Genomic DNA, 12,419 nt, shown 5'->3' with positions numbered 1-12,419 from the left:
ATGATGGCGGAAAAGAAGTCGCGGCGCGGCACGACCCAGCGCGAGGCGGTGGAGAAGGTCCGCGAGGGCGAGACATTTGTGGTTAACCTGCCGGCGGTCGGTCAGGTGGAAATCCCCAGGCCAGAGCAGCTGGCCTACTTCGGCGGCCTGGCGGCCCTGGCGGCTCTCGAACTCATCGACTGGCCGGTGGCCCTGGTCATCGCCGCCGGGCACTTCCTGGCAAGCAACCACCACAACAAGGTGCTCGAGGAGCTCGGCGAGGCGATGCAGGACGCCTAGCCGGTCAGTTCGCCGCCGGACTCCCCGCGACCGCGTGCTCGAAGCGCAGGCTGACCCGAGTGCCGGCCGGGGTACGCAGCGTTTCCACGTCGTCGGCCAATGCGCTCATCAGCCTGAGCCCGCGTCCGCGGCGGCGGCTGCGCAGGCTGGCCGACGAATCGCCGACCCACTGGCCGGTGTCGCTGACGGTGATCACGATGGCGTCCAAATGCAGGAAGGCCTCGATGGATACCGTCTGGCGTGGCTCGTTGCGGCTGCCGTGTTCGATCGCATTGGTGACGGCTTCACCGGTCGCCAACAGGATGTCCGTTTCCCGGCACGGCGCGACGACGATGGTGTTCAGCCAGTCCCGCAGCTGTTCGCGCGCGACGGGAATCTGCGCGGGTGCCGCCGGCACCACGGTGGCGAAGCTGCCCGCGGCTAGGTGGCTGGGCCGTAGCGCGAGCACCACGACGTCGTCGCGGTAGCCGGACGGCGGGGCCATCCGGGCCAGCAACTCCGCGCAGATCTGCTCCACCGGCAGCCCGGCGCACTGCGCCGCGACCGCCCGCAGGCGATCGAATCCGTCGTCGAGCGACTCGCCGGACCGTTCGATGAGTCCGTCGGTGTAGAGCAGGATCAGCCCGCCGGCCGGCAGCTCGGCCGTCGCGGTGTCGCCGGGCGGTTCGCCCGCCGTGTGGTGCGCGCCGTTTCCCATCACCGACACCGGGGCGCGCCGCCCGGACTCCAGATAGACCGCCCGCCCGTCGGGCAGCACCAGCAGCGGGTACGGGTGCCCGGCGCAGCTGTAGCTGACGGTGGCGACGCCGTCGCGGGCTTCGGTGTCGATCTGCGCGTACGCCACCGTCGCGCAGCGCGCGCCGTCGACGCTGGCGGCGTATCGGTCCAGTGCGCCCAGCACCGCGTCCGGCTCGCCCGCGGTGAGCGCGGAGGCGGCGACCGCGGCGCGCAGCCTGCTCATCACGATCGCCGCGGCCAGGCCGTGGCCGACCACGTCGCCGACCGATATCGCGATCCGGCCGGGGTGGTCCAGCGGGGTGACCGAGTACCAGTCGCCGCCCACCCGCATCGCCTCCCCCGCCGGCTGGTAGACGGCCGACACGACCGCGGCGGTCGAGCCGCGATCCAGGTCGAGCAGGTGCTCCTGAAAGTCGATCGCGATTTCGTGTTCGCGGGCCATCAGCCGTACCCGCTCCAGGGCTGCCGACGTCAGCTCGGCCATCCGGGCGAAGGCGTCGAGTTCTGCGGCGTCGAAGTGGCGCGGCGCCGGCCACAACAGCGCCAGCACACCCACGATGCGGCCGGAGCCGTCCCGCAGCGGGTGAGCCACGCAGGCCCGGATGCTCGCCGCGCTGTCCTGCACGGCGTGCTCGTAGCGCGGCGGCAGCTCGAACGTGTCGGCGACGATCATCGACTCACCGGTGCGCGCGACATCGGCACCGATCAGCGGGGCTTCGAGTGCGACGACGTGGTAGCGGTCGCGGAACTCCGCGGGCAGATCGCCGGCGTATTCGAACCGCAGGTAGTGCTCGCCGTCGATGACTCCGATCGCGACCGCACCGGCGTCTCCCGAGCCGAAGGAGGAGCCCAGCAGGGCGTCCATGATTTCGCCGACCGAGCCGGCGCCCTGCAGCGCCGAGTCGAGCTGCACCAGGTCGGAGGCCAGGCGCGACTGCGCCTCGCGGCGCTGCCGGTCCCGCTCCCGGTCGACCGCGGCCAACCTCGACGCCAACCGATCGATCAGCTCTTGGGACCGGAACGGCTTGGGCAGGTAGTCGTCGGCCCCGCCGGCGTAGCCCTCGTCGACGGCGTCCGCGCCGGCCCGGGCGGACAGCATCACGATCGGCGTCGCCGCCAATTCCGGGTCGGCGCGCACGGCGGCGACGAATCCGAAGCCGTCGAGCCCGGGCATCATCACGTCGGTGACGATCGCGTCGGGGCGCAGCTTCCGCGTCGCGGCCAGCGCCGCCTCGCCGTCGCCAACCAGAACCGTCTCCCATCGCGCCGACAGCACCCGGTCCAGGTGTGCCCGCATGTCGGCGTTGTCGTCGGCGATCAGCACCAGCTGGCGGGTCGTGCCGGGCGCGGCGGCAACCGGTTCGGCGGCCGTCATCACCCACTGACTGGCCTCGGCGACATACGGATTGGTCTCATCCAGCCCGGCGCGCGACGGCTCGACGACCGCGCCCGAGACCGATCGCGGCACCCGGATGGTGACGGTCGTCCCGCGGTCCAATTCGCTGTCGATCGCCACCGTGCCGCGCTGCAGTTCGACCAGCCCCCGGACCAAAGACAGCCCGATCCCGGTGCCTTCGACGCTACGGCCACGAACGTTGTCGGCCCGGTAGAAGCGCTCGAACAGCAGCTTCTGGTCCTCGGCGCCGATTCCGACCCCGGTGTCGCGCACGGCGATTACGCACTCCCCGGACTCGGCTCGCACCCGCACCGAGATCGTGCCCCGCAGTGTGTATTTGACCGCATTGGACAGCAGATTGAGGACGATGGTCTCCCACATGCCGGGATCGACATCGGCCAGGGCCGGCGCGCAGTCCAGCTCCAGCTCGAGCCCCGCCCGGTGGCACAGCTCGGCGAACGACGACGCGATCTGCGCGGTGAGCGCGCCGACGTCGGTGCGCATCAGGTTCGCGTTGGCCCGGCCGGCCTCGATGCGGGAGAAGTCGAGCAGCGAGTCCACCAGGCGCTGCAGACGGCGCGCGTTGCGTCCCGCGGTGGTAAGCCGCTCCGCGAGAACGCTTTCCGGCGCCGCGTCGGACAGTGCGTCGTCCAGCGGTCCGAGCAGCAGGGTCAGCGGGGTGCGGAACTCGTGGCTGACGTTGGTCAAGAACGCGGTCTTCGCCCGGTCCAGTTCGGCCAGCGCATCGGCGCGATGCCGTTGCTGCTCGTAGGAGACGATCGACGCGAACGTCGACGTCAACTGGTCGGCCAGCAGCTGGCAGAAACCCTGAAACTGCGTGTCCAGGGGGCGCCGCGGGCTGGCGCCGATCACCAGCGCTCCCGTGGTCGAGGCCTCCCCGAGCGGCAGCACCAGAGCCTCCTGCGGACAGTCGGCACCCAGGACGTCGTCGATGCCGGGGATCGCGGCCGCTACGTCGTCGATGACCTTGACCTCGGCACGGGAACGCGCCGCATCCCACTCGGTCAGCTGCGCCAATTCGCCCGGCAGCAGCGCCCGCACCGACGGCGTCGCGCCGCGCAGCGTGATGTCGCCCGTCCCAACGTCGGCGTAGACGGCGATGAACGACAGGTCGGCGGGCTGCGATGCGCATACCCCGACCGCGACACCGACCGCGTCGTCGAGGCTGCGGCTCCCGACTATCGCGGAGGCGACCGTGTTGAGCAGGTGCAGGCGGCGCTCGCTCAGCACCCGATCGGTGGTCTCGTAGGAGGGACAGAAGATGCCGAAAGGCTTGCCGTCGGCGCCCATCAGCGGGCTGTAGGTGAAGGTGAAGAACCGCTCGACGCGCCGCCCGGCGGTCACCATCGGCAACATCAGGTCTCGCGACCAGGTCGCCTCGCCGGTCGCGATGACGCCGGCCAGCATCGGGCCGATCGAATCCCAGATGTCCCACCACACGACGCGCCCGGGCTGGGCAAACGAGTCGGGCTTGTCGCCGAGGATCTCGATGTAGGCGTCGTTGTACACCACGAACAGGTCCGCGGTGTCCAGCCACAGCACCAGCGGGAACCGCGAGGCCAACGTCGTGGCGACGGCCGCCCGCATCTCGCCCGGCCAGTCCCGCGGCGGTCCCAGGGGGTGAGCGTCCCAGTCGAATTCGGCGAACCGCCGGCCCATCTCGCCGCCCAGGGAAACAGCAGCGGCCAGGTCGGCCGGCAGTCGCGAGTCCATCACTGGCGTCTTCGTTGCAATGCAGCCGACAGCGTCGGATAGATCTCGAAGATCCGATCGAGCTCGGTGACCTGGATCGGCCGCAGCACCTGGTCGTGGTCGGCGACCAGTCGGACCGCGGTCCCGCCGGCTGTCGCATCCTCGTGACAGTCGAGCACCGCGTTCAACGCCGCGCTTCCGAAGAAATCAACCGCCAGCAAGTCGATCACCACCGGGCGCACCGGCTGCGTCGAGGCCAGCCCGAGCGCGGTGGTCAGGTGAGCGGCCAGCTCACCGACGGTACTGGAGTCGACATCGCCTTTGACGCTCACGATCACTACGTCGTCGTGGGCCTCGTGTTCGACCGCCAACAACTTCATGCCTTTCGCCGCAGCCTACGTTGGGATCTGCAGCCGCTAAGCCCGATGACGCGGCGGGGATGCGCGGTCGCGCATCGCAGATACCCGAGACTAACCCGTACCCGAACTGCTCGTTTATCGATTCGCTGGTTACCCGGTGTGCTCGGGCGGAATCCTCTCGTGCACGGTCAGCAGCAAATGGTCGAACTGACTCTGCAGGGCGGCAGCCGGCGACGGCAGGGTGGCCACTTCGGTGAGCAGCTGCTTGGCCAGCGCACGCAATTTCACGTTGGTCTCCTGCGACCGCCACTGCAGCACGCGAAACGCCTGCTCGGCGCTGACCCGGTACACGTACATCAGCACGCCCTTGGCCTGTTCGATGGCCGCGCGGCTCTCGAACAGGTCCGGCAGCGCCTCGTCGAGCACCTCTCGGCGGGTCTCGTCGAACGTGTTGGTGAGGTCGATGTAGTAACCCTCGGTGCCCAGCACGGCGCCCGACTCGTCCAGCATGCGGTCGGCGACGACTATCGCGTCGTGCACCGCGCCCGCGGTGTCGATGAACCGGTGCCGGCTCGAGAACGACTCCTCGGACTGCAGGGCGTGGTCGAGCAGCTCCTGCACATGCGCGCGGTCGTCGGGATGCTTGTGCGACATCAGCAGTTTGGTCGTCGGCACGACCTCCCCTGGCTCGTAGCCGTGCATCCTGGCGACCTCGTCGGACCATTCCCAGCGTTGCCCCACGAACCAGAAGCGGAACGCGCCGATGTTCAGATATCCGGGGGCCGGCTCGATCGGCTCGGAGAATCGCACGCCGCCCCCATCGGATGACGATTCCCCTGTCCGCCTGCGCTCTTGCACGTTTGCATTTTTCCACTACGGGAATGCCCTCGGCTACTGCCCCGGCGGAAAAGGCTGTCAACCATGTCCCTTGGTCCGGGGTGGGGGTAACGTCGCGTGCGGACCCATCCATATGACGCGGGAGCGCACGCCGAGTGCGCTGAGAGGACGGCTCGGGGCCGTCGACCGTACGAACCTGACCGGGTAATGCCGGCGTAGGGAGATGAAAAATGACTGATGTCCTTTCCGGAACTGTCGACGCGTCGGTGACCACCGGCCCGATCTGGGGCAGCAGTAAGGCCTACCGCGAGATCGAGGGTCCGGACGGCGTGACCCTGCGGGTGCCGCTGCGGCGCGTGCACCTGTCCACCGGTGACGACTTCGACCTGTACGACACCTCGGGGCCCTACACCGATCCGGACGCGACGATCGATCTGAGTGCCGGGCTGCCGGCGCGGCCCGGCGTGGTCCGCGATCGCGGCACCCAGCTGCAGCGCGCCCGCGCCGGCGAGATCACCGCCCAGATGGCCTTCATCGCCGCCCGCGAGGGCATGCCCGCCGAGCTGGTGCGCGACGAGGTCGCGCGGGGCCGCGCGGTGATCCCGGCCAACCACAACCACCCCGAGATCGAGCCGATGATCATCGGCAAGGCATTTGCGACCAAGGTGAACGCAAACATCGGCAATTCGGCGGTGACGTCCTCGATCGCCGAGGAGGTCGACAAGATGGTGTGGGCCACCCGGTGGGGCGCCGACACCATCATGGACCTGTCCACCGGCAAGAACATCCACGAAACCCGCGAGTGGATCCTGCGCAACTCGCCGGTGCCGGTCGGCACCGTGCCGATCTATCAGGCGCTGGAAAAGACCAAGGGCGACCCGACCGAGCTCACCTGGGAGCTCTACCGCGACACCGTGATCGAGCAGTGCGAGCAGGGCGTGGACTACATGACCGTGCACGCCGGCGTGCTGCTGCGCTATGTGCCGCTGACCGCCAAGCGGGTCACCGGCATCGTGTCCCGCGGCGGCTCGATCATGGCGGCCTGGTGCCTGGCGCATCACCGGGAGTCGTTCCTCTACACCAACTTCGACGAGCTTTGCGAGATCTTCGCCCGCTACGACGTCACCTTCTCCCTCGGCGACGGGCTGCGGCCGGGCTCGATCGCGGATGCCAACGACGCCGCGCAATTCGCCGAGCTACGCACCCTGGGCGAACTCACCAAGATCGCGAAATCCCATGGCGTGCAGGTGATGATCGAAGGGCCGGGACACGTCCCGATGCACAAGATCGTCGAGAACGTGCGGCTCGAAGAGGAGTGGTGCGAGGAGGCCCCGTTCTACACGCTGGGCCCGCTGGCCACCGACATCGCACCGGCCTACGACCACATCACGTCGGCGATCGGCGCGGCCATCATCGCCCAGGCCGGCACCGCGATGCTCTGCTACGTGACCCCCAAGGAACACCTGGGGCTGCCGGACCGCAAGGACGTCAAGGACGGGGTGATCGCCTACAAGATCGCCGCGCACGCAGGCGATCTGGCCAAGGGGCACCCGCACGCGCAGGAGCGGGACAACGCGCTGTCGACGGCGCGGTTCGAGTTCCGGTGGAACGACCAGTTCGCGCTGTCGCTCGACCCGGACACCGCGCGCGAGTACCACGACGAGACGCTGCCGGCCGAACCCGCCAAGACCGCGCACTTCTGCTCGATGTGCGGCCCGAAGTTCTGCTCGATGCGTATCACCCAGGATGTCCGCGACTACGCCGCCAAACACGGCCTGGACAGCGAGGAAGCGATTGAGGCGGCCATGTCCGAGGGCATGGCGGAGAAGTCGCGCGAATTCGCCGAGCACGGCAACCGGGTGTATCTACCGCTGGCCCAGTGACATTCCTGCCGCTGCCTGCGCCGGGCACGACGCCGCGGCGTGTGCTGTCCATTGCCGGATCCGACTCCGGGGGCGGCGCGGGCATCGAAGCCGACATGCGCACGATGGCGCTGCTGGGCGTGCACGCATGCGTCGCGATCACCGCGGTGACCGTGCAGAACACGTTGGGCGTGCAGGGTTTTCACGAAGTGCCCGGTGATGTCGTCGCCGGCCAGATCGAAGCCGTGGTCGGCGACATCGGCATCCAGTCCGCCAAGACCGGGATGCTGGCGTCGCCGCGCATCATCGACACCGTGGCCACCACCTGGCGCCGGCTCGGGCTGACGGTTCCGCTCGTCGTCGACCCGGTGGCCGCATCCATGCACGGCGATGCGCTGATGGCGCCGGCCGCCCTGGATTCGCTTCGCGACCAGCTGTTTCCGTTGGCGACGCTGGTGACACCGAACCTGGACGAGGTGCGGCTGCTGGTCGACATCGATGTGGTGGACCCGGCGACGCAGCGGGCGGCCGCCAAGGCGCTGCATGCGCTGGGCCCGCAGTGGGTTCTGGTCAAGGGCGGTCACCTGCGGTCATCGGATCGCAGCTGCGATCTGCTCTACGACGGCGCCGATTTCCACGAGTTCGACGCCGAGCGGATCGCGACCGGCAACGACCACGGCGGTGGCGACACGCTCGCCAGCGCCGTGGCGTGTGCGCTGGCGCACGGCTTCACCGTGCCCGATGCCGTCGAGTTCGGCAAGCGATGGGTCACCGAATGTCTGCGTGCCGCGTACCCGCTGGGCCACGGCCACGGCCCCGTCTCCCCACTGTTCCGGCTGTCGGCGGGCGCATGAACCTCGATCAGATCGCGGGCATCGCGCACCAACCCGACGGCGCACCCAAAGGCGTGGTGGTCTTGACCCACGGCGCCGGGGGCAACCGGGATTCCGGTCTGCTGCAAGAGCTTTGCGACGAATGGGCACAGCGCGGCTGGCTTGCGGTGCGCTACAACCTGCCCTACCGCCGTCGCCGCCCCGCCGGCCCGCCCTCCGGTTCGGCCGCCACCGACCGGGCGGGCATCGTCGAGGCCATCACGTTGTGTCGCGGCCTGGCCGACGGTCCGCTGGTCGCCGGTGGACATTCCTATGGCGGGCGGCAGACGTCCATGGTGGTTGCGGCCGGGGAGGCGGCGGTGGACGTGCTGACGCTGTTCTCCTATCCGGTGCACCCCCCGGGCAAACCCGAACGCGCCCGCACCGAGCACCTGCCCGACATCACGGTGCCGACGGTGTTCACGCACGGCACCTCGGATCCGTTCGGCACGCCCGACGAACTGCGTGCGGCCGCCGCGTTGATCACCGGAACGACCGCCGTCGTCGAGATCGCCAGCGCCCGCCACGATCTGCGATCCAAGACGCTGAACGTGCCGGCGTTGGCTGTCGATGCGGCCCTACAGCTCCTCGGACGCGATTAGACAGTTAGAACTGGACAGTTTCGGCTGTCTAATTTAGGCTGGTGTCGTGGATGGTGTCAGCGACTCCGCCGTAGCGGCGGCACGCGATATCCGGGTGGTGTTCAGCCGGCTACGGCGCCGGCTGAAGGACATCGCGGTCGACGGTCTGACACCGTCGCAGACGGCGGTGCTCACCCGGCTGTGGAAAGACGGCCCGTCGTCGGCCAGCGCTTTGGCCGGCGCGGAAAAGGTCCGCCCCCAGTCGATGGCCACCATCTTGGCCGCCCTGGGCCAACGTGGGCTCGTCGCGCGCGCACCGGACCCGAATGACGGTCGACGCCAAGTGGTCTCGCTGACCCCGGCGGGCAAGAGGCGGGCCGAAAGCGACCGCCGTGCGCGCGAGGAATGGCTGGCCCGCACCATCCAGGAGCGCTACACCGAGCCCGAGCGGCGCATCATCGTCGATGCGCTGTCCCTGCTCGAGCGCTTGACCGAACAATGAAAGTACAGGTGCCACAATGGAAGTAGGACTGCACTTCATCGACTTTCTACCCGGAGACCCCGCCACGCTGGGCCCGACGCTGGCCGACGCGGCCAAGGCCGCCGAGCAGGGCGGCGCCACGCTGTTCACCCTTGCCGACCACCTTTTCCAGATGGAACAGCTTGCGCCCGCGGAGAATCCGTTCCTCGAGGGCTACACATCGCTGGGCTTCCTGGCCGCGCAGACGACCACGATCGATCTGGCCCTGCTGGTCACCGGCGTCACCTATCGCTATCCCGGTTTGTTGGCCAAGGCGGTCACCACCCTGGACGTGCTGTCGCAGGGCCGGTCGATGTTGGGTTTGGGTGCGGCCTGGTACGAACGCGAGCACACCGCCCTTGGCATTCCGTATCCGCCGCTGAGCACCCGCTTCGAAATGCTGGAAGAGACGCTGCAGATCTGTCGGCAGATGTGGAGTGCGGACGACGGGCCCTACACCGGCGCGCATTACCGGCTGAACGAGACGATCTGTGAGCCGCAACCGATTCGGCGGCCCCCGATCCTGATCGGCGGCGACGGTGAGAAGAAGACGCTGCGCCTGGTCGCGCAGTACGCCGACATCTGGAACAGCATGTCGAACGACGTCGGGGAGCTCGAGCACAAGATCGAGGTGCTGAACCGGCACTGCGAGGCGGTGGGCAGGGACCCGGGTGAGGTCCGCAAGACGTCCGGCGGCCTGGCCGGCGCCGACCCGTTCGACGACACCGACGAATTCTTGAAGACCGTCGAACGCTACGCCGCGCTGGGTGTCGACATGATCAATATCGGCCCGATGCCTGGCAATCCGGATCCGGTCGGCTTCGTCCGCCGCCTGGGCGACGAGATCATTCCGCGGCTCGCCGAAATAGGCTGATGCCGTATGCGTTTCGTTATCCGGGATAGCGGGAGTAACAGGCGTCCGCGTTCCCGGTCACGCCACCGCGGAACGCCGCGATCCGGGTGAAGCCGGCCGGCACGCTGGTGCCGTCCGCGTCACTGGCCACCAGATGGTTGGTGAGCAGGCCGGCGACCGCCTCGTCGAGATCACCTGCGGTCAAGAGCAATTGGTTGTGCGAGGGCAGGTCGATCGGCTCGGCCATCTTGCGATGCGCCGCCCCGGTCAGGCATGCGGTCCGCAGCGCGGTCCACGGGCTCTGCATCGGCAGGCCGTGCTCGTGCTGCACCGCCAGTGCATATCTCGACATCACGACGGACAGCGCGGTGTCGTCGCCTTGCGGCAGGGTCTGTTGCTTTTCGTCGGCGACCGTGCCCATGGCGGCGAGCCCGGGCAGGTCGATCACGATGGTGTTGGTGGCCGGACAGTAGGACGCCGGCGGGGTGGCCTTGGCGTCCGGGCAATCGGCGGGTTGGTAGGACAGGGCCGGCGGGCTGGTCGGGGCGAAGATCTTTCCGAGCAGCTCCATCAGATTCGACATGGTGTCCTGGTTGATCGTCACCTCACCGGTCTCCGTTGACCCGGAGTTGTCGACCCGCAAGGCATTTGGCAGATCGCCGCGGCGCTGCTCGATTTCGTGGCGGTTGATCGCCGCACAGGCCGAGGCGCCGTTCAGGAAACCCATCTGGAACGCGCTGATGCGGTCCAGGGCCGACCCGTGCGCGTCGTCGTTTTCGGTCTCGCTGTCCATCACCGGGTCTCGGGTGGTGATGATCCCCGCCAGCACGTGGTCGAGCCCGTCGGCGGTGCTCAGCGTGAAGCGCGGCGACTTGCCGTCGGCGACCCAGTACAGATAGACGCCCGCGAAGCAGTCGGCCTGCTGCTCGCGGACGATGGTCGCGTCCCGTCGGGTCACCAGCTTCGCCATCTGCTGCAGCGCGTGCCCGAATTCGTGTGCCAGCACACCGGTGACGGACATGTCACCGAAGTACTTCTGCGCGATCGGCATGAATACCCCGCGGTCCCAGGCGATCAGGTTGCACTTGCCGGTGTAGAAGGCGTTGACGAGCTTGTAGGTCTCGTTGTGGCACACGATCGGGCTGCGCGGATCGCTGGAGTCGTAGGACACCACCTTGCTGACCGGAACGAACTTGCCCGTCAGCGATTGGTCGTACACCGACTGCCAGTAGTCCTCGATGTCGTTGATCGACAACAGCGCCAGGTTGTCGATCGGCCCGTTGTCGGTGTTGAGCACCTTGCCGGTGCGACGGGGCGCGTTCGAACGGATTCCGCTGGGCCCGTTGGTCGCGGGCAGTCCCCCGACCAGAAACGGGTCGTTGAGCATCGACAGCGCGCGCCCGTCGACGAACGTCGTGCAACCGGCCACCACGAGTACTGCCGCTGCCCACACGATTGCCGACCTGAGCGCAGCGCTATTCATGACCAACCTCATCCCGACCGGCTACAGGGCAGCATCAAGGGAACTCAGTCTAGAGGCAATGACCCTACCGGGCAGCAGGAATCGAGGGACCCAGCAAACATGCACCGTGCGGCAAGGTACTAGAAAGGCGGTGGATCGCCGTCACCTTCGGCCGGCGGACCTGTTTCGCCCACGTGGACGGCTAACCGAGTTCGGCGATTGTGCCGCCGTTCGGCGGCGACGCGGTGAGCCCGGTTTTGGGCGCGGGTGTGCGTGCGCCGGGGCATCATCGCGGTGCGGTCGGCGCAGTAATCCAAGGGTCGCGCCGCGGTCACCCGGACGTCGCCAGTGGGGGCGCACAGCTGGGGAAACAGCAGTGCGCTGCCCGGGGTGGTGACGTACGTCCGCTGGTCGGGCAGCGTCCAGATGATCGTGCCGTCAGGTAGCTGCCGGTCGCGCCAGCCCCAGAACGTCTTCATCAAATGATGCAGGCGGCATAGCGCCTTGAGGTTCGAGGCGTGCGTCGGGCCGCCGTCGGCGTAGGGGATCGTATGGTCGAGATCGCAGTCGGTGGCCGGACGGTCACAGCCGGGGGCTCGACAGGTCAGATCCCGGCAGCGCACGAAGTCAGCCAGTTTGGCCGACGGGGTGTAGCGGTCCTCGGCGCCGGCCGGGGGCCGCAGTGGCACCAGCCGCGCCGAGGTGGCCAACTCGGCGACCACCTTAGCCGGAATGAGGCCCTCGATGCCGGGCGACACCGCCGGCGTCGACGCCTTGCCCTCCACGGTGGCCTGCTCAGCGATCACGTGGATCACCACGTTGCCCCTGGGCGCCGGCGCCGCCGCGGCGCACTCGGCACGCCCGCAGCCGCACACCAGCCGCTCGCCCCCGGCGGCCAACGCCCCCAACGCATCCGCGCGCCGCTGTGTGACGGTGCGCGGATCGGC

At 68.6% G+C, this 12,419-nt stretch carries 11 protein-coding genes and 1 riboswitch; of the genes, 6 read left to right on the top strand and 5 right to left on the bottom strand.

What is annotated here, in order from left to right; all coding sequences use genetic code 11:
- Positions 1 to 3: 3 nt before the first annotated feature.
- On the top strand, positions 4 to 279 hold the full coding sequence (locus A5732_RS11670) for a hypothetical protein (RefSeq protein ID WP_139334679.1): 276 nt from the start codon (positions 4 to 6) through the stop codon (positions 277 to 279).
- Positions 280 to 283: 4 nt separating this feature from the next.
- Here the strand turns inward: A5732_RS11670 and A5732_RS11665 are convergent, their stop codons facing one another.
- The 3 genes from A5732_RS11665 to A5732_RS11655 form a co-directional block, all read right to left on the bottom strand.
- The gene (locus tag A5732_RS11665; RefSeq protein ID WP_076102281.1) at positions 284 to 4,147 is read right to left on the bottom strand and encodes a SpoIIE family protein phosphatase; all 3,864 of its coding nucleotides are present in this window, start codon (positions 4,145 to 4,147) and stop codon (positions 284 to 286) included.
- The gene (locus A5732_RS11660) at positions 4,147 to 4,506 is read right to left on the bottom strand and encodes an STAS domain-containing protein (protein ID WP_076102280.1); all 360 of its coding nucleotides are present in this window, start codon (positions 4,504 to 4,506) and stop codon (positions 4,147 to 4,149) included. Before A5732_RS11660 ends, A5732_RS11665 begins: the two co-directional genes overlap by 1 nt.
- 129 nt (positions 4,507 to 4,635) lie before the next feature.
- Complete coding sequence (locus A5732_RS11655; protein ID WP_142254582.1) at positions 4,636 to 5,295, bottom strand: PAS and ANTAR domain-containing protein; 660 nt, start codon at positions 5,293 to 5,295, stop codon at positions 4,636 to 4,638.
- A gap of 155 nt (positions 5,296 to 5,450) precedes the next feature.
- Positions 5,451 to 5,561, top strand: a riboswitch (TPP riboswitch).
- Here A5732_RS11655 and thiC point away from each other — a divergent pair.
- From thiC to A5732_RS11630, 5 genes are all read left to right on the top strand, one after another.
- Complete coding sequence (gene thiC / locus A5732_RS11650; protein ID WP_076102278.1) at positions 5,553 to 7,205, top strand: phosphomethylpyrimidine synthase ThiC; 1,653 nt, start codon at positions 5,553 to 5,555, stop codon at positions 7,203 to 7,205. (Overlaps the previous riboswitch by 9 nt.)
- Complete coding sequence (gene thiD, locus A5732_RS11645; protein WP_076053383.1) at positions 7,202 to 8,038, top strand: bifunctional hydroxymethylpyrimidine kinase/phosphomethylpyrimidine kinase; 837 nt, start codon at positions 7,202 to 7,204, stop codon at positions 8,036 to 8,038. Before thiC ends, thiD begins: the two co-directional genes overlap by 4 nt.
- Positions 8,035 to 8,658, top strand: coding sequence for an alpha/beta hydrolase family protein (locus tag A5732_RS11640; protein WP_076102277.1), 624 nt, complete (start codon positions 8,035 to 8,037; stop codon positions 8,656 to 8,658). The genes thiD and A5732_RS11640 overlap by 4 nt, the downstream gene beginning before the upstream one ends.
- Positions 8,659 to 8,704: 46 nt before the next feature.
- The gene (locus tag A5732_RS11635; RefSeq protein ID WP_076102276.1) at positions 8,705 to 9,139 is read left to right on the top strand and encodes a MarR family winged helix-turn-helix transcriptional regulator; all 435 of its coding nucleotides are present in this window, start codon (positions 8,705 to 8,707) and stop codon (positions 9,137 to 9,139) included.
- A gap of 16 nt (positions 9,140 to 9,155) precedes the next feature.
- Complete coding sequence (locus A5732_RS11630) at positions 9,156 to 10,031, top strand: LLM class F420-dependent oxidoreductase (protein ID WP_076102275.1); 876 nt, start codon at positions 9,156 to 9,158, stop codon at positions 10,029 to 10,031.
- Positions 10,032 to 10,047: 16 nt separating this feature from the next.
- Here the strand turns inward: A5732_RS11630 and A5732_RS11625 are convergent, their stop codons facing one another.
- Together A5732_RS11625 and A5732_RS11620 are read right to left on the bottom strand one after the other, a co-directional pair.
- Positions 10,048 to 11,493, bottom strand: coding sequence for a peptidase (locus A5732_RS11625; RefSeq protein WP_076102274.1), 1,446 nt, complete (start codon positions 11,491 to 11,493; stop codon positions 10,048 to 10,050).
- A 119-nt stretch (positions 11,494 to 11,612) separates the two neighbouring features.
- Positions 11,613 to 12,419: HNH endonuclease signature motif containing protein (locus A5732_RS11620; protein ID WP_142256592.1), on the bottom strand; the 807-nt coding region annotated here is incomplete at its 5' end.

This window comes from Mycobacterium colombiense (genome assembly GCF_001953985.1).
In the GTDB taxonomy this organism is placed as follows: Bacteria; Actinomycetota; Actinomycetes; order Mycobacteriales; family Mycobacteriaceae; genus Mycobacterium; species Mycobacterium colombiense_B.
The sequence above is the reverse complement of the archived record's forward strand: the minus strand, read 5'-3'. Positions and strand labels throughout refer to the sequence as shown.